The sequence below is a fragment of the Neobacillus sp. PS3-40 genome (assembly GCF_030915485.1).
Lineage (GTDB): Bacteria > Bacillota > Bacilli > Bacillales > Cytobacillaceae > JAUZPL01.
In genome coordinates this window covers 25203-42788 of record NZ_CP133266.1, presented here as the reverse complement: position 1 = coordinate 42788, position 17586 = coordinate 25203, and the positions used below count along the sequence as shown (strand labels likewise).

Annotated in this window: 15 protein-coding genes and 1 pseudogene; 5 read left to right on the top strand and 11 right to left on the bottom strand. The window is 37.0% G+C overall.

Annotation, left to right across the window (positions count from 1 at the left end; all coding sequences use genetic code 11):
* Positions 1 to 17: 17 nt before the first annotated feature.
* The gene (locus tag RCG20_RS00170) at positions 18 to 779 is read right to left on the bottom strand and encodes an SDR family NAD(P)-dependent oxidoreductase (protein ID WP_308182230.1); all 762 of its coding nucleotides are present in this window, start codon (positions 777 to 779) and stop codon (positions 18 to 20) included.
* Positions 780 to 892: 113 nt separating this feature from the next.
* On the opposite strand from RCG20_RS00170, the gene RCG20_RS00165 reads away from it, so the two are divergent.
* On the top strand, positions 893 to 1255 hold the full coding sequence (locus RCG20_RS00165) for a MerR family transcriptional regulator (protein ID WP_308182229.1): 363 nt from the start codon (positions 893 to 895) through the stop codon (positions 1253 to 1255).
* 488 nt (positions 1256 to 1743) lie between these two features.
* On the opposite strand, the gene RCG20_RS00160 is transcribed toward RCG20_RS00165, so the two are convergent.
* Both RCG20_RS00160 and RCG20_RS21695 read right to left on the bottom strand, forming a co-directional pair.
* Positions 1744 to 2988, bottom strand: a complete 1245-nt coding sequence (locus tag RCG20_RS00160; protein ID WP_308182228.1) for an aminopeptidase P family protein — start codon at positions 2986 to 2988, stop codon at positions 1744 to 1746.
* A gap of 433 nt (positions 2989 to 3421) precedes the next feature.
* Positions 3422 to 3481: a hypothetical protein gene (locus RCG20_RS21695; protein WP_374120557.1), complete on the bottom strand. Its 60-nt coding sequence runs from the start codon at positions 3479 to 3481 to the stop codon at positions 3422 to 3424.
* 474 nt (positions 3482 to 3955) lie between these two features.
* Here RCG20_RS21695 and RCG20_RS00155 point away from each other — a divergent pair, with 474 nt between their 5' ends.
* Positions 3956 to 4153: a hypothetical protein gene (locus RCG20_RS00155; protein ID WP_308182227.1), complete on the top strand. Its 198-nt coding sequence runs from the start codon at positions 3956 to 3958 to the stop codon at positions 4151 to 4153.
* A 445-nt stretch (positions 4154 to 4598) separates the two neighbouring features.
* Positions 4599 to 4760, top strand: a complete 162-nt coding sequence (locus RCG20_RS00150; protein WP_308182226.1) for a hypothetical protein — start codon at positions 4599 to 4601, stop codon at positions 4758 to 4760.
* A 127-nt stretch (positions 4761 to 4887) separates the two neighbouring features.
* Here the strand turns inward: RCG20_RS00150 and RCG20_RS00145 are convergent, their stop codons facing one another.
* Positions 4888 to 5442, bottom strand: a complete 555-nt coding sequence (locus RCG20_RS00145) for a hypothetical protein (protein ID WP_308182225.1) — start codon at positions 5440 to 5442, stop codon at positions 4888 to 4890.
* A 377-nt stretch (positions 5443 to 5819) separates the two neighbouring features.
* Between RCG20_RS00145 and RCG20_RS00140 the strand changes: the two are divergent.
* A pseudogene (locus RCG20_RS00140) lies at positions 5820 to 6617 on the top strand (polysaccharide deacetylase family protein).
* A gap of 387 nt (positions 6618 to 7004) precedes the next feature.
* On the opposite strand, the gene RCG20_RS00135 reads toward RCG20_RS00140, so the two are convergent.
* From RCG20_RS00135 to RCG20_RS00105, 7 genes are all read right to left on the bottom strand, one after another.
* Positions 7005 to 7994, bottom strand: coding sequence for a LacI family DNA-binding transcriptional regulator (locus RCG20_RS00135; RefSeq protein ID WP_308182224.1), 990 nt, complete (start codon positions 7992 to 7994; stop codon positions 7005 to 7007).
* 123 nt (positions 7995 to 8117) lie between these two features.
* The gene (galT, locus tag RCG20_RS00130) at positions 8118 to 9608 is read right to left on the bottom strand and encodes a UDP-glucose--hexose-1-phosphate uridylyltransferase (protein ID WP_308182223.1); all 1491 of its coding nucleotides are present in this window, start codon (positions 9606 to 9608) and stop codon (positions 8118 to 8120) included.
* Between the two features lie 11 nt (positions 9609 to 9619).
* Positions 9620 to 10609, bottom strand: a complete 990-nt coding sequence (galE, locus tag RCG20_RS00125) for a UDP-glucose 4-epimerase GalE (RefSeq protein ID WP_308182222.1) — start codon at positions 10607 to 10609, stop codon at positions 9620 to 9622.
* Complete coding sequence (locus RCG20_RS00120; RefSeq protein WP_308182221.1) at positions 10610 to 11791, bottom strand: galactokinase; 1182 nt, start codon at positions 11789 to 11791, stop codon at positions 10610 to 10612.
* Between the two features lie 304 nt (positions 11792 to 12095).
* On the bottom strand, positions 12096 to 14159 hold the full coding sequence (locus RCG20_RS00115; protein WP_308184428.1) for a beta-galactosidase GanA: 2064 nt from the start codon (positions 14157 to 14159) through the stop codon (positions 12096 to 12098).
* A gap of 459 nt (positions 14160 to 14618) precedes the next feature.
* Positions 14619 to 15326 carry a DNA alkylation repair protein gene (locus RCG20_RS00110; RefSeq protein WP_308182220.1) on the bottom strand — a complete coding sequence of 236 codons (708 nt, stop codon included), beginning with the start codon at positions 15324 to 15326 and terminating at the stop codon, positions 14619 to 14621.
* Between the two features lie 225 nt (positions 15327 to 15551).
* Positions 15552 to 16427: a LysR family transcriptional regulator gene (locus tag RCG20_RS00105; RefSeq protein WP_308182219.1), complete on the bottom strand. Its 876-nt coding sequence runs from the start codon at positions 16425 to 16427 to the stop codon at positions 15552 to 15554.
* Positions 16428 to 16582: 155 nt separating this feature from the next.
* On the opposite strand from RCG20_RS00105, the gene RCG20_RS00100 reads away from it, so the two are divergent.
* On the top strand, positions 16583 to 17557 hold the full coding sequence (locus RCG20_RS00100; protein ID WP_308182218.1) for a YeiH family protein: 975 nt from the start codon (positions 16583 to 16585) through the stop codon (positions 17555 to 17557).
* Positions 17558 to 17586 lie beyond the last annotated feature (29 nt).

Sequence of the window (17586 nt, the reverse complement as noted above, 5' to 3'; positions counted from 1 at the left end):
GTTTTGATTTTAAAAGACTAGTTTCTTATCCGCGTCACATACGGATAAATCGGATCTCTTAATTCGAAGTCATACGTTTCTCCATTCACAATTCCTACCACCTTCTCACTGTCATATAAATCCAGTAAGAAACCGGCCATTTGTTCAGCTGTATGGAACTTAGGAACAATACCATCATATTCAAAATTATCAACATCATAGGAGCGTTTCGCAAATTCGGTCTCTGTTGCAGCTGGAGCCAATGCTTTTGCTTGCATAGCTGCTCCTTTTCCTTTCAATTCTTGTGCTAGACCTTCTGTAAAGGCACTTACATAGAACTTTGTCGCACAGTAGGTCACAGCATCGGCAACAATCAGATATCCTCCTCCTGAAGAAATATTGATGATTTGCGTTCCCTCAACATCTGCATAGTCTCGTACATAAAGAGAGGACAGAACGGTTAAGGCTTCAATATTCAAGTGAAGCATCGTCTCAATTTTATTTAAATTTTGTTCCCCAACGGAAGCAATGTTTCCAAACCCAGCATTGTTGATCCAGGTCTCAATCTGATAATCGTGAAGGCTTTCGTAGAATGCATAAACATTTGCAGTAACAGATAAGTCAACAGTTCGAATGACAACATCCAGGTCTGCGTTAATGTCAGCCACTTTTGATTTTAGCTTCTCTAATTCCTCCGTTCTGCGAGCTGCTATGATTAAGTTTTTTCCGCGAGCCGCAAAAGCAAGAGCCGTTTCATACCCAATTCCTGAACTAGCACCCGTTATAACTGTATATTTCATATAAATCCCTCCTGAATTTTATCCAATTGATTTTATTGTGAACGAACTATGAGTTGATTATAATGATTAGAGTAAACTCTAAGTCAAGAGAAAAATTAATGGGGAGGTTTCTTATGCACACCATTGGTGAAGTGGCTAAAATTTTAGGGATAAGTACACATACATTACGGTATTACGAAAAGGAAAAAATTATAATTCCTGATCGTGATGCAAGCGGAGACAGGCGATATAACGATACACATATTAAATGGCTGCAATTTGTTATCAAGTTAAAAGAAACACAAATGCCTATCGAGAAAATAAAGAAGTATGCTTCACTAGTTTTAGAAGGAGAACATACCACACAAGAGCGATTAAGCCTTTTAGAAGAACATAAAGACTCTATTAAGAAACAAATCAGAACGTTAAAAGCTGCAGATGAGATGCTTGAATATAAAATTGTGACTTACAAAGATTTCATCAGTAAACAAGATTAGATGCAGGCTCAATTAGGGCAATCGCACATCTCCATGGTGAAGAAAGAGCATCCGTCGATTTTGGAGTAATCATCTGTCCAATAAATATAAAAATTGAGACACTACCACTTTGGGACTCAAACCATTTTTTTATAACTATTTCGAATTTCATTTTGGTTTTGGAACACTAGTGATAAATTCGACAGTTATGAATAGTACGATGAGGTCCTATCTCTGCTTTATGTGTCCTAAATTTAACTGTGGCCAATCGGATTTAATAACTTAAAATTTAAAAGTAATGATTCCTACTTTGCGGGTGGTTCAGCAACGCTTTTATAGATTTCTTATAGGCTCACAAATTATATAGTAGGGGAACCGTATAAAAGAAAACGTCAAATAAACCCTATCAGTTCAATATAGGGCTATTTGACGCATCTTTTAGCTGCACTATTGCCAAGATGAACGTTTCAAACCACCATCATGTAAACCGCTTTAAATCGATAAAATGCTTATTTCTTCATAAATGCTTCTATCTCTTCCACAGATCGGAATATATCTTTTGAGAGTACCTCGTACCCTTCTTCAGTGACTAAAACATCATCTTCAATCCGTATTCCGATTTCTTCTTCTTCGATATACAAGCCTGGCTCTACGGTTAGGACCATTCCAGGTTGTAGGATTAAGTCGTTATAATCGCCAACATCATGGGTATCTAGACCAAGGAAGTGGCTAACACCATGAAAATAATAGTTTGTAATTTCACTTTCTTCTTGTATTAATTCAACTTTGATACACTCTTCTGCTAGGATTTTTTTTGTATGCTCATTCAATTTGGCGAATGGAACACCTGGTTTTATCAGTTCTGTTGTTTCTTTTAATGCTTTTAAAACAATAGTGTAGAAGGTTTTTTGTTTATCGGTAAATGTACCATTCACAGGAAATGTGTAACTTATATCCGCATTGTAGTAGTTATATTGTGCTCCCAAATCTAGCAGGACAAGACTGCCTTCTTCCACTGTATCATCATTTTTTCCATAATGAAGAACCGTGCCATTTTTGCCGCCAGCAGCAATCGTAGGAAAAGCATAATGTTTTACGCCGTTAAACTTAAGGGTAAAATCAAAATAGGCTTCTAGTTGATATTCCTTCATGCCTCCTTTGGCATTCCTCATTACATTTTTAATTCCTTCATACGTTATGGCAATGGCCTTTTTTATTTCTCCGACTTCTTCAGGAGTTTTAAAAACACGCAAGGAACATATATCATGATAAACATTTTTAATCTGGAGAAATTGATAATTTTTCTGTAATTTACTAGCAAATTGTTGTGCTTTTGTGGCAACGCTATCTAACTCTCTTCTCTCTAAATCTAAATAAACAGTTGTTAGGGAGTTTTTAAAAAGAGCACTAGACAAAAAGGATTCAAATTGTTCGATAAATAGGATATTACTGACTCCAGAGGCTTCTGCTGCTTCTGCTGTTGAGATCGATTTACCTATCCATTTTTCTAATACGGGATCTGACTTTTCAATGAATAGATATTCTTCAGCTTTATTACTTTTTTTATGTACTAAAAAGATAACATTAGGTTCGTTGATACCTGTCATATAATAAAAATTACGATTTGTGACAAATGCATAGGCCTCATCGGCAGACTTTTGTGGGGCTTTACCAGCAAACAAAACAAGCAGTGAATCCTCTTCCAGTTTCTCATATAAACGATTGCGATTTTTTACAAAAAAATCCTTGTGCATTCCATTACCCCTCTCCAAAATTACGTATAATCTAACTATACTATAATTTGAAAAAATTCAAATAAAATATTGGCAACATTTTAGACAAGTGCCCACCCCCAGGTACCATAACGCTTTACTACAGTAGAATTCAAACAACTGGTATTTTTGAGGGGCTGTTGAAAGTGAGATTTACCTCTATTTCTTTTTACTAAATATGCTGTAAACCATACAATAAAAAATAAAATGGGTCTCCCCAACAGAAATTATAATGCCTTTATCCATTGTTTTCTTTTAATCTCATATTGGGTATAATAATAGATATACTATGCATAAAATAAAAATGACCAGACATGCTCTAACATGTCCGGTCATGCAATAGACGGTTCCCTTTAAGGGGTCGGCTATTTAGGCGAGATAATCCACCCAGCAGAGCCATCAACTCAAGGGTGGATTATTTTTGGTTAAATGACAGGATAGCTACGATCAAACTTGCAAAAGCAATCGTAATCATTAATGCTTCAAATACTGTCATTCAGCATCACCCCCTTTCTTTTGGGGAGTGAGCCGCCCACCCTTGAGAAAACCTATTCTATTACCCTACAATTATACCATTATAATTCTAAAGTAAGAACATATGTTTCGTCTTCTAACAGAAAATCTTCAACAAAAAAGCAAATCTCTCATTTTAAAGAACCTTACCCACTTGACCCAACGTTTCTCCAATTGATTCCTTATTGAAATAGGTATCTGGCTAATTGTCATAAAAATGTTTACCGTTATTAATATCACTCGAGGAATTATATGGGATTATATGTTAATCTATTAATATTTTATTATACCTGGGAGGTTTCATAATGGGGTCCTTTACACTTCCTCATATAGTAATTAATTCAAAAACATTTTTCACCTATTTTCTTTCATAAAAGTAACGAAATTAACTGTAACTCATACTATAAAATTATACTCTTTGAAAGAGGTGTTGTATTTGTCTTATACTATTGTAACTGGTCAACATCCTAGTCATCCTGGAGCTTGTATTGCACATTATAACCACTATACCTATCACCACTCTCCTCATCACCATCACTCAATGCCATATATTCAGCACCCATACACAGTTCCTGGCCATTTTTGGAATCCCTCTTGGAGACCGCCATGGGCTTCATTCCCTACTTCATATTAAAATTTTAATGAGCTGTTTGAGTACAAAGTTCTTTACAATCAGATAGCTCGTTTCTTTCATTTTTCACTCTCCCACATAGTGCACAATATGATCCTCAATTGTATCTTCATATACTTATGCCACTCTCTACTTAAATCTAAATTTAGAAAACATGCGCTATCCCCTTTTTAGTGGATAGCGCATGTTTGTAGAATAGTCATTTAGGCGTTTGGAATGTGTTAATCACAGTTCCAAAAGTAGCTTCATACAGCTTTTCAAAAATTTCAATCCCTTGATAAAATCCTTTATCATAAGTATCTTCTTCAACTGTCTAAGAGGTTGCTAACACTATGTGACAATAACTCCATTGCAGGAGTCGCTCTTTGCAGCATTTGCACCGCATTCGGCGATTATGGACTTTGATTTCAACTATGATCCAGCCTTCGGTCCCATTGGAGAGGCGTTTATGGCGGAGTTTGGTAGTAAGGCGCCAAATACGACCGGTGGAAACCCAGCACCAAGAGTTGGTCATAGTATATCTAGAATCAAAACGGAAACGGGAAAAATTACGACGTTTGATAGTAATAAAACAGGGCTTCTGCAACTGCAACGGGAGGCGGCGGTCTAGAAAGACCTATTGATGTTACCTTTGGAAAACAAAATGAAATGTATATCACCGACTTTTGCATCTTTAAACCTGCCGGAAAAAAATAGATGCTATTCCGAATACTGGCGTGAATTGGAAAGTAACAAAGCTATAATAATTTTATTCTTTTAATAAAGACTAAAGCAATTTCAACCCAAATCCAATTATAAATGAAAGCAAATAAAGAAATACCACTTATTACTAAAATTGAAAAGGATTCTGAGACGACCGGACCTAGGACTGGAAATTGTAAACCATATAATAGGCTACTAATGCCTAAAGTTAACAGAACAGCACCAGCAACGATAATACTCAACCTCTTCTTGAAATAGGTAAAAGCAGCACCGATCCCCAGTCCTATAAGCCCTGTTGTAAAAGGAAAAACAATTAGTTCACTTGGCTGAAGGATGAGTAATAATAAGGTTGTAAGTAAGTAGGTCATAGCACCAAGTGGAAGGGAAAGTATCGAAATAAAAAGAATCGGTGCAGTCGAAAAGGGGCTGATCAAATACCCAACCCCAGGTAAAAAACCGCCTGCTGCTTGGAGAACAGCTGCAATGCTGGCGAACAATGCCCCAAAAATGAGCTGCTTCGTTTTTGAATAGTTATTGAAGACTAATTGATCCGATTTAACATTATTGGAAATTGATTTTAAAAAATACATCGGTTCCCCCTCTATACGTTTAATATGATACATTTCAATATATTTTGGATATGGGACCGATGACACACATTTGATCATCTTTGGGAGCAAATTGAGTGTTTTTTGCAATTTAAAAAATAAAGTCATAGCATGCATGTGTTACTAATGGCTAATAAGTCGAAAACATATAAACGATGATTAACAACTTGCATGTTTTCGGCTTGTTAAAAAATCATTTGCAAAGGAACAATCCCCCGTTTAATAAGGATCCTCCCAACTATTTCATCTAATCTTTATACTGATCAAAAACCCCTGCAAATGATCTTATTCCCACTTTCTCTTAATATTTTTAATAAAGACTCCACAAACTAAGTACATTCGTACGAGGAGTGTATCTAATGAAAAAAATAATGGTTTTTACGGTACTTTTATTGATTCCTTTATTCTCCTATCAAATAAACGTGGACGCATCTACTAAAAGTCATGAGGAATACGAAAAAACGGGACATGTTTTTTGGGAAGTAAACTCAAAGGAAAAATTAGTGGCTCTTACTTTTGATGATGGACCACATCCTATTTTTACTCCTCAAATACTTGATCTATTAGCTAAGTATGATGCTAAAGCCACCTTCTTTGTTGCAGGTAATAAAGTAATAAGGTTTCCTGCACTTTTAAAAAGAGAAGTAAAAGAAGGACACGAAATTGCCAATCATACTTTTCACCATATTTATGGTTATGATATTACCTCAGTAAAACTTTCATCAGAAATAGATGATACAGATAAAATTATACAAAAGGTTACAGGTTTCAAACCGTCTCTTTATCGTCCTGTTGGAGGTATTTATAATGATTTAATTGTTAATACAGCGATAAAAAACGGAAAAGATGTCGTGATCTGGAATCAAGATTCTCGTGATTGGTCAGATCCTCCTGTGAGTCGAATTTGTAACTCGATTACAAAAGGGGTAAAGCCAGGTAATATCATATTATTTCATGATTGGCACGGTACTGAATATACTCAGACTTGTTAAACAGTTAAGGCACTAGATAATATTTTGGGTTTTTTATACAAGAACGGGTATAAATGTGTTACGGTATCTGAAATGATCTACCACTCGACAAAAATAATTCCAGACTCTTTTGAAATTTATCCATCAAAGAGAGAAAAAACATCTCACTTTGATATTATTTTTTAAATTCATTCCTATGCAAATTTCCCTTTTAACTCAATAGAAAGAAAAATAGTGGAAAAACTAGAGACTGAGCCCTGGTCTAAAATGCCTTCCACAAGAGATAGTTAGGCTAATACCCATTTTAAATGTAAATAAAATTCATAAATAAATTCTAAATTCATTAAAAAAGGACCAACAGATATTAATTCTGTGGTCTTTTCGCTTTCCGCTCAAAATGATAATGAAGCCGATATTCACATATTTCCTTCGTCCTCTTTGGCAACATCAAATTTCAAAGTGAAAAAGGGTGCTGACCCCCATCACGTTTACGTATTTATGAATAGAGGGTTAGGTACCTAATTTTCTCTAATGTAATACTGGGCTTAGGGCTGGCCTATTTGAAATTATGGTTTAAAAGCTGCTGTTTCTTATGATGAGCTTTGTGGCGATGAATATTTTTTTGGCTATTTTCCTGCCTTCCATTCTTTCCAATAGGGTATCAACGGCGGTTTCCCCCATGAGTTCGGTATACACCCTAACGGTACTTAGAGCAGGAAACACATATTTAGAAATGCTAACATCATTCACACCGATAATGTTCACGCGCTCTGGAACAGAAATACCTGCCTCTAATAAGGCTCTTAGCGCTCCCACTGCAATGGAATCATTACCTGCGAAAAAAGCGGTAGGTAGCTGGTCTCCGTGTTCTTCAATCGCCTCTTTCATCAAGGAATGCCCTGCATCTACAGAAAAGCTTCCATTATATATAAATGCTTCATCTAACTTCCCTTTTTCTCCTAAATACTGTTTGAAGGTGATTTCCCTCAGGTCTTCTATCGTGGACGTTTTGTCCTTAAACGTTTCTTTTCCACCAAGATAACCAATTTTTTCATGACTCTTTTCTAAAAAGTAATCTAGTACTTTTTTGGTTGCTTTTTCAAAGTCAATGACGATGGAATCAAATTTTTCTTCATCCGGAGCCGTGTCCACAAACACGATATTTTTTGTAATCGAATTCAGCTCTTTCACTTGCTTATTGCTAAACTTCCCAATTGCAATCAGCCCTTGGATATCTTCGTTTTTCATATCCTCATAGTTGTCTTGAAAGTACCTAATCACATTGATGGACTGATGACGGCAGCGATTTTCAACCCCTAACCGAATCGACATGTAATACAAATCTTCCAGCTCTTCTTTCTCGGTATACCATTGCAAAAGGGCAACCTTTCCAACATCTTGTTTTCGTACTAGCTTCTTCTTATACGATAGTTCTTCTGCAACTTCGAAAATTCTCTTTTTAGTTTCATCGCTAACTGACAGACTTGTATCATAATTCAAGACACGAGAAACAGTTGCAATTGAAAATCCAGCAATTTGTGCAATATCCTTAATGGTAGCCATAAATCAAACTCCTAATGTAGTAGAAAAAAACGATATGTTGTTTTCTACTAATAAAATTCATCTAGTTTTAAAACAATAGTTAGGAATAATGCTCAAGTTTTTAAAAAATAAGGAAGGAAACAGTTACAACGATTGGATAAAGCGGTGGAACCCAGCAGTTCCATCTTCATTGCGCTTAAATACTCCGGCATCCTCTAATGCTCTCATAAACTTCTTCCCTACTTCTTCTCTCACTAGCTGTTGCACATTTGTTTCGTCCACAACAGACCCAAAGCATGCTTTTAACTCTTCTGCCCAGTCTAAGTGATAGCGTGCTACTATTGCACTTTTGCCGAGTAAATAGTTCTCGATTTCTGATAGTTCATCCTTTAAACGCGCCGGCAACACTGCAAGTCCCATCACTTCAATTAGACCGATGTTTTCCTTTTTGATATGGTGTACATCCGCATGTGGATGGAATATGCCTAGTGGATGTTCTTCGTTCGTCCGGTTATTCCGTAACACTAAGTCTAGTTCAAATAATTCACCATTTTTTCGTGCAATCGGTGTAATCGTATTGTGCGGGGTCTCACCAGTACTAGCCAATATCTCGAGAGCTTTGTCACTATAGTTTTTCCATGAAGTTAAAATTTGGTCACCGGCTTCAACGAGTAAGTCGATTTTCTTTGATTGTAGACGGATGACAGACATCGGCCATTTTACAACCGAGCATGCGACATCCCCAAAGCCTTTCATATCAAAGCTAAAATCAGAGGTAGCCTTCGCCATTGCAAAATCATAATGACCACCTTGATAATGATCGTGCCATAAAATTGAACCCCCCACAATTGGTATGTCAGCATTGGAACCTACGAAATAATGCGGAAACTGCTCAACAAAAGTTAAAATTCTTCGAAATGTAGTGGAGCTAATTTTCATATCGGTATGTTTTTCTGACAATACGATACAATGCTCGTTGTAATACATATAGGGCGAATATTGCAGATACCAACTTTCCTTCTGTAAATCCACCCGAATCATCCGGTGATTGGAGCGCGCAGGATGGCCAATTCTTCCAGCATACCCCTCGTTTTCAACGCATAATAAGCATTTTGGATAGTCGTTTTTTTTCATTGACCGTTCAAGCTCAATACTCTTTGGGTCTTTTTCTGGCTTTGATAAATTGATTGTAATGTCTAGTTCACCATAATCGGTACCGACCTTATAATCAATATTGTTCCGAATCCGTTTCATCTGAATATAATTACTATTTTTACTTAGTTCATAAAAATACTCTGTCGCTGCTTTTGGATCCTGTTTATATTCTTTATAAAAAAGCCGATTTACTGTGGAGGGACGTGCAATAAAACAGTTCATAATTTTACTTGAAAAGATTTCTTTTTCGTCAAATATATTGTCGATAATTCCTTGCTCACAAGCGTATTTAACAAGTTGTTCTACTATATCGGGAATAGATAAATTCTGATCGCTTTCCTCTATCCCTCTATTTTCCTTAAAATCATCTATACGAAGGAATGATAAAACTTGATTTCGTGCATATCTTTCATCTTCGGGCTCGATTAATCTTGTTGCAATTGCTTGACAGACTAATTGTTGAATCAATTCGTTAATCACAAGATTCACCTCTATTTTTGATAGCCATTAGGATGCTGAAAATGCCAGCTCCAGGCATTATCGACAATTTGATGAATCGACGTTCTTGTTGGCTTCCAGCCCAAAACCTGTTTAGCTTTTTCTGAAGAAGCAATCAACGTACTAGGATCACCCGCACGTCGTTCACCCATTTTCACAGGAATATTAATACCCGTTACCGCATTAGCTGTTTCAACAATTTCTCTTACTGAGAACCCTTGGCTACTTCCTAGATTGAACACATTGCTCTCTCCACCATTTTGTAAATACCGCAGAGCTAAAATATGTGCATCAATTAAATCTTCAACGTGAATATAATCACGAACACAAGTACCATCCTGCGTATCATAATCCTCTCCGAATATGGTAACCGCGGGTCTCTTTCCTATAGCGGCTTCCAAAACAACCGGAATCAAATGTGTTTCTGGGTTGTGATCTTCCCCAATCTGGCCATCACTTCTTGCTGAGGCAACATTAAAATAGCGTAGAGCCACGTATCGCAAATCAAATGCCTTTTCGCACCAAGCCATCATTTTTTCCATAGCTAGCTTCGTTTCCCCATACGTATTCGTAGGCAACGTCAACGCTTCCTCGGTTATTGGGATCACCTTCTGTTCTCCATAGACTGCCGCTGTTGAAGAAAAAACAATATGTTTCACGCCAAACTCCTTCATCATTTCAAGGACGACTTGTGTTCCGTACACATTGTTATCAAAATACTTTAATGGCTCCACCATTGATTCTCCTACAAGTGAATTTGCAGCAAAATGCATAATCGCTTCAATGTTTTCTTTCTCAAATACCGAGTGCATAAACTCGCGACTGCGAATATCTCCTTTATATAAACGAGCTTCTGGATGAACCGCATCCTCATGTCCTGTTTGTAGGTTATCGATTACCACTACTTCATACCCTTGGTCTTTTAACTGGTACACTGCATGGGAGCCAACATAACCCGCTCCACCTAGAACTAAAATACTCATTTACACCATCTCCTCCATTGCAATCTTCTTTGCTCCATCACCAATGCTTGCTACATAAAAATCAGCATTATAGCCAATCCTGGTTGCGTAATCAGCACCGACATTTGCAATAAAGCTTTCCACATGTTCGTTCGCAACAATAGCGATTGCACATCCTCCAAATCCCGCTCCCGTCATTCTTGCACCGATTACTCCAGGTTGATTCCATGCTGCTTCTACTAAACTATCTAATTCCGGCCCTGTAACTTCATAGTCATCTCTTAATGACACATGTGATTGGTTAATCAATTGGCCAAAAGCCGCTAAATTCCCAGACCTGAGCTCTTCTAAAGCCTTTAATGTTCTTATATTTTCATATACAGCATGCTTTGCACGCCGGCGTATTGTTTCATTCGTTATGAGTGCTTGATTTTTATCAAACTCTGCTTCCGAAAGTTGACCAAGTGCATCAATAGAAAGCATTTGCTGGAGCTGCGATAGAGCCTCTTCACATTCGCTCCTGCGCTCGTTATATTTTGATTCCGCTAACTCGCGGCGCTTGTTCGTATTCATAATTAAAATTTTATACCCCTCTAAATGAATCGGTGCATATTCGTATTTCAGCGTCTGACAATCCAGCAAAATCCCTGTATCTACCTTCCCCATACCTATTGCAAATTGATCCATAATCCCACTGTTAACCCCAATAAATTCATTTTCCACTCGTTTTCCGATCTTGATTAAATCAAGCTGTGGTATCTCGAGTTCGAACAAGCCATTAGTCATAACACCCGTTAACAACTCAATGGAAGCAGAGGAGGATAAACCAGCACCATTTGGAATATTTCCTTGAATGGCACAATCAAACCCTGATGAAAGCTGATATCCAGATTCGATAATATAGCGAATCATTCCCTTTGGATAATTCGCCCAACTATGGTCCTTATTATAATCAAGTTGTGTTACGTCAAATTCAATCATCCCTTTTTCAGGGAAATTTACTGAGTAAAGGCGTATCAGCTGATCCTCGCGCTTTCTTGCTACTGCATAAGTTCCGTAGGTAATGGCACAAGGAAACACATGCCCACCATTATAGTCGGTATGTTCACCGATTAAATTAATCCTTCCTGGAGCAAAAAAAGCTTGTTGAGGCAGCACTTGATATACGTCCAAAAATGATTTATTTAATGAAGTGAAGTTCATAATAGTTCCTCCAAAAATCTTATTAATTAACTAGGATCTTCCTATAAATTCATTTTACTAACCCAAGTAAAACAAATCAATTGTTTTACTAAAATTTTTACTTAAAATTACTTCGAAATACTCAACTGCAAATAGTACCTATCAACAACTTAATAAGCAGGGTACTCCTCAAAGAATAAAGCGCATGAATATAAATTCATACGCCTCTGTACACATCTAATCATATGATTTTTTTGGAATAAGCGAATATCTCCTTAAGAGAAGGAATGTCCATCCCTACTCATGAGAAGCTAGACAAAGCGAACTATTTGGCTTTTTCTACAATTAGTACTTCATATTTTTCTAAAATTACCTCACCGATTATCTCTTTGCTAGTAAACATATCTTTTACGGAGGATTTAAACGAAACCGGTTGTTTTTCTTCGGTAAAATTCATTACAAAAATATAGTCATATTCTGGAGCTTGTCTTACTTGCACCGATACTCCCTTGCCATGACCGACGGAAACAATAGTTTTAAGCGTCAGCTCCTTAATTATTTCAGCATAAAAATCACGGTGGAACGAATCTTCCATCCTGCCACCAATATAGTAGGTTTGTCCCTTTTCATATTTATGGTTTGTAACAGCAGCAGTATTAGCATAAAAATCATCTTCGTATATGCCTTCTGTGGATGCTGTATTTAGATCAATAACAGTAGCATAATCTCTTAACTCGTATGATTGATTTCGATACTTTACATAGTTTTTATCGCTTGAATATAACGTATCTGTTTCAATAGGTTTCATCCCAAAAATCTCTTGGAGATCCTTGTGCCATCCACCCAAATACGTTAAATCATGTTCATTTACAAGTCCACTTATATAGGTCATCACTAAAGTACCACCATCAGCCACAAACTGTTTTAACCTTGCAATAGTTTCCTCACTAACCAAGTAAAGCATAGGGACAATCAATAATTTATACGCTGAGAAATCCTGATCTTTTGTTATTACATCGACAGGAATATCATGTTCCCAGAAGGAACGATAATGCTGTTGTAATGTTTGGGGATAACGCTTCGTTTCCATGCCAAATCCTTGAGCATCATTGATGGCCCAATTACTTTCCCAATCATAAAGAATGGCCACATCAGCTGGACGATTTGTTCCTACAATATCTACCAGTTTTTCAAGTGTCTTACCAACCCTGGCAACCTCTTTAAAAACACGATTTTCCGAACTGTTATCATGATCCACAACGGCACCATGGAATTTTTCCGACGACCCACGAGATTTCCGCCATTGGAAGTACATGACACTGTCCGACCCATGGGATACCATTTGCATCGATGATAGTAGATGCATTCCTGGACGTTTTGCCTTATTCACTTGATGCCAATTGACACTACTTGGAGTAGATTCCATCAATATGAACGGCTGTTGCTTTAGGCTACGATATAGATCATTAATAAAGCCTACCTTCATGGCCAAATCCGCCGTACTTTCCCAGTCATTGTGCCAAGCTGGGTAGGCATCCCAGCTAATAACATCTAGATGTTTTGCAAACTTGCTATAATCAAGCGCTTGAAATGGAATTAAATCATTTGTATCGGCCATGAAATTTGTCGTAATTGGTATAGTAGGTGTTAGTTCACGTAAAGGAACAATTTCATTTTCATAAAAAGAAATCGTTTGTTCCGTAACAAACCGCTTCCAATCTAAATTTAACCCGTGAACCATACTCTCCCCATTTGGAGAAGGAGACTCGATTTGTGACCAATCATTAAACGTGTGACTCCAAAAAGGACCCCACCATGCATCATTCAAAGATTTAAGATCATGATTATATTTCTGTTTCAACCAGCCTCTAAACGCATGCTGACATTGCTCACAATGACATTCCCCACCGTATTCATTAGATATATGCCACATCAAAAGAGCAGGATGATTGCCATACCTTTCTGCCAACAAACGATTGATCTTCTGTGTTTTCTCACGATAAACTCCTGAAGTAAAGCAATGATTATGCCTTCCACCGTGCAATTGTTTTACTCTAGCTGCATTGGTCCGCAATACTTCAGGATATTTTTGTGACATCCACGCTGGACGAGCACCACTTGGGGTGGCTAAAATAATACGACCACCAATACGAAAGATATTGTCGATAATTTCATCGAGCCACTCAAAGCGATAGATACCTTCTTCCGGCTCTAAAGTACTCCAAGCAAATATACTTAATGAAAAAGTATTTGAATGGGAAAGCTTCATTAATTCCAGATCATTAGATAAAATATCCGGTCGATCTAACCATTGATCAGGATTATAGTCTCCACCATGTAACATGAAGTTTGCTTGAGTAGTATATGTTTTTTCGAGATTTGACATAATGCTCTCCTTCTACCATTTAGTAAAGTGTTTTCTTCCTGTCCTAATTACTTAACAGAGCTCCCCTAGCAATAAAGTGTTTTTGTAAAAAATAATAAATGGAATTGTGGTTATTGTAATTCCTGTCATTTCTTGTCCATAGTCAATCATATTTTTAAAAATATCCATTTAAGTTGTTGCAACTAAAATTAAATAAAAAAACAGCGTATTTTTGCATCTTTCGTTTCTTAAATAAAGGCTGTTTTCGCATAGATTGTTGTTTTTCGTACCTAGTCTAAAAACCCGAAATAACTATGGTATCGTGCTCTTTTCTTAAAAACTTCCTACTGTTTTCATCGGTAAACTGGAGTACCATTCTAATTTAGTTTCAAATAGCAACAAAGTTTAAGAAAAGAGCCTAAATAAATGAAGAAGTAGTAAGCACTCTTTCCAATTAGGGTAGTTATACTACAAACTATGCTACTAACACCTTACATTTTTTCGTTTGAAACCAAGCATCCCTTTGTCTATACTCTTTTGAATATTTTCGGAAGCAAGCAGGATACTGCTTTTTTTCTTGTCTTTTCTTATTTCGATTGGACCTACAGTCTTAGCAGTTTCAATCGCCTTATCATGGAGGGGCAAATAGGAAATCCCGACTGTGTAAATAAAATTATTCATAGCGGATTTCGTTCGATCAGGAGCATCGTGAATCGTATCTTTTACCTGATTAAGCATACTGGAAATCTTGCTGGCGCTAAATTCAGCATCCGGGCGATTACCCAAAAGCCAACAGTAACAGCTCCAGCCTGCCGACATTCTAAGTTCTTCACCGCTTGCGATCCATTTATCGGCAACAACTTGCGCAAATTCGGTTTCTGCCAAAGTTACTGCAACCACAAAATCAGAAAGCATGTAAAAATATGCCGTATCCATCCAACGCTCAAAATCTGCCTCAGTCATTATCATTGGATCCGCAATGATTCCAGCAAAATACATGGCATCGTAGTTTCCGGTGGCGTAAAGCTGATCGACTAAAGGCTGATTTTTCTTGATTTTCTTTGCGAGAGGTTTCATTGCGCCTGTTGCTACTCCAAAAAGCGGCTCGTGTGCCCCATTGCTTATGTACGTCTTTTTCATTCGTTCCTTGCCGAGCGCTTCCAGTTCCTGCATAACCATTTCGAAATCCATCGTTTTGCACTTCCTTCTGTTCAACTTTTCCATCTTCATAAATTCTTGAACTTAATTCCGTTATCCTGCCAGTTTACTAAAAAAAAGAGCTACATAAACAGCACAACGATCTTTAACAAAAAGTGCCAGATAATTGAAGTGTATTGTTGCTTTCAAGGTAGTGAACAATACATGGTACAGAATTTCGCCTGATTGTTGAAAAGAGCCCTAAATCTGTAAATAGTTTTATTCGTTAACTAATAATTCAACAAAAACATTGGTTGCTTTTGTTTGAAATGGAACATTTGGAGTTACAAGCGAAAAATTTCTTGTAATTGGAAACCCATTGATATCAAGTAACGTTAATTTTCCAAGCTCTAATTCATTTTTTATAGTCGAGTGTGAGAGTAAAGAAATTCCCAAGCCCGCTTCAATGGATTCCTTAATAACTTGTGTACTCCCAAATGTCATTTGCTTTTTTGGATAAAAACCCAACTTTTTAAAACCCTTTTCCTGCATTTCCCTCGTCCCTGAACCGTCTTCTCGAACTAGCCAGGTCTCCTGGCTCAATTCTAAATGGCTTATTTCCTTTTTAGTTACTAGATGATGATTTGATGGAGCAATAATAGATAAGAGGTCACTTGCAAATGGCGTAATCTTTATTCTCTCATTAATAATTTCTCCTTCTATTATCCCTACATCTATTTGATGATGCAGCATTAAATCAATAATTTCATTTGAGTTCCTTATAGTTATGGCTGGGTTCAATAAAGGATAGGTTTTTAGTAAAGTTGCAATTTTATATGGAAGAATGTACTCCCCATAGGTATAACTAGAACCAATGGATAGGGTACCACTTGCTGTATTTTTTATATCATCCAAAAGATTTTCCATCCAAGTATAAAGACTTAAAATTTCCTTTGCATGATGATAAACAATTTCCCCCGCCTTGTTAAGGCGGACATATTTATTGGTTCTTTCTAACAGCTTTGTATCCATAGTTCGTTCTAAATTCTGTATATAATTACTAACGGCCGGTTGAGTTATATGAAGCATTTCAGCTGCTCGAGTAAAATTTTGTTGTTCTGCAACGGTAATAAAAACAAATAAAGCTTGGTCCACAATGTCTCCTCCAAAAACTTTAGTTAACTGAAAACAACATTTAGAAACAGTTATAATAAGCAAATGCTTATTATAATCATTATTATAATTTATTTTACTTATCATTGGAATAAGCATACGATAAAAGCATGAAACCGTATAAAGGAGATTATAAAATGGCAAAGGGGATTGGTTTTACCTTAATTATTGCATTAATTGGTTTTGGATTATCAAAAGTGCCAGGATTAGATCATGTTGGACAGTTGGCCTGTGCCATCTTAATCACCATCGTTTATCGACAATTATGGGGATATCCTGAAACGTTGCGTGCAGGGATCCAATTTTCAGCCAAGAAGCTATTAAGACTTGCTATCATTCTTTTTGGATTAAAACTAAATATGGATGTTGTTTTCCATCAAGGTTTAGGCTTACTTACTAGAGACGTCGGGACCATTGTCTTTTCTATTTTCCTTACAGTATTGCTTGCAAAATGGTTCAAAGCAGATGCATCATTATCTTTGTTACTTGGAATTGGAACTGGTGTATGTGGGGCAGCCGCCATTGCAGCCGTTTCACCGATTTTGAAAGCTAAAGAGGAAGATACCGCAATTGGTGTAGGCATTATTGCATTGGTGGGGACAATTTTCTCCATTGGCTATACAATTTTAAGACCGTTTATTCCTTTAACTGATTTACAATATGGTGTTTGGTCAGGTGTCAGTCTTCACGAGATCGCCCATGTCGCCTTAGCTGGTGCTCCTGCGGGACCGGATGCCCTTGCTATTGCTCTATTAGCCAAATTAGGTCGAGTCTTCCTACTTGTCCCACTCAGTTTTATCCTATTGTATTGGATGAAACGGAAAGGAAAAGTTGAGTCTGGTTCAGAAGCGAAAATTGAATTTCCGTGGTTTCTAATCGGATTTATTATGATGAGCTTATTTGGAAGCTATGTGCTTGGACATGCGTTTACCATTCAAACCAGTGTTATGAACGGCGTATCATTCATTACCACCTTTATTTTAACGATGGCCATGATTGGATTAGGGCTGAATGTAAGTCTAAAGGACCTTAGAACAAAAGCATTAAGGCCCCTTCTTGCCATGGCTATTACATCTTTTCTTCTATCTATCATTACCTTTATTACTATGTAAATTCAAATAACATTTAGAAGATACGGGCT

Coding starts and splice junctions, on each gene's coding strand:
- RCG20_RS00110 (WP_308182220.1), bottom strand. CDS start 15,326: ATGGATTTCGAAATGGTTATGCAGGAACTGGAAGCGCTCGGCAAGGAA.
- RCG20_RS00100 (WP_308182218.1), top strand. CDS start 16,583: ATGGCAAAGGGGATTGGTTTTACCTTAATTATTGCATTAATTGGTTTT.
- RCG20_RS00160 (WP_308182228.1), bottom strand. CDS start 2,988: ATGCACAAGGATTTTTTTGTAAAAAATCGCAATCGTTTATATGAGAAA.
- RCG20_RS00145 (WP_308182225.1), bottom strand. CDS start 5,442: ATGTATTTTTTAAAATCAATTTCCAATAATGTTAAATCGGATCAATTA.
- RCG20_RS00165 (WP_308182229.1), top strand. CDS start 893: ATGCACACCATTGGTGAAGTGGCTAAAATTTTAGGGATAAGTACACAT.
- RCG20_RS00150 (WP_308182226.1), top strand. CDS start 4,599: ATGGCGGAGTTTGGTAGTAAGGCGCCAAATACGACCGGTGGAAACCCA.
- galE (WP_308182222.1), bottom strand. CDS start 10,609: ATGAGTATTTTAGTTCTAGGTGGAGCGGGTTATGTTGGCTCCCATGCA.
- RCG20_RS00170 (WP_308182230.1), bottom strand. CDS start 779: ATGAAATATACAGTTATAACGGGTGCTAGTTCAGGAATTGGGTATGAA.
- RCG20_RS00135 (WP_308182224.1), bottom strand. CDS start 7,994: ATGGCTACCATTAAGGATATTGCACAAATTGCTGGATTTTCAATTGCA.
- RCG20_RS00120 (WP_308182221.1), bottom strand. CDS start 11,791: ATGAACTTCACTTCATTAAATAAATCATTTTTGGACGTATATCAAGTG.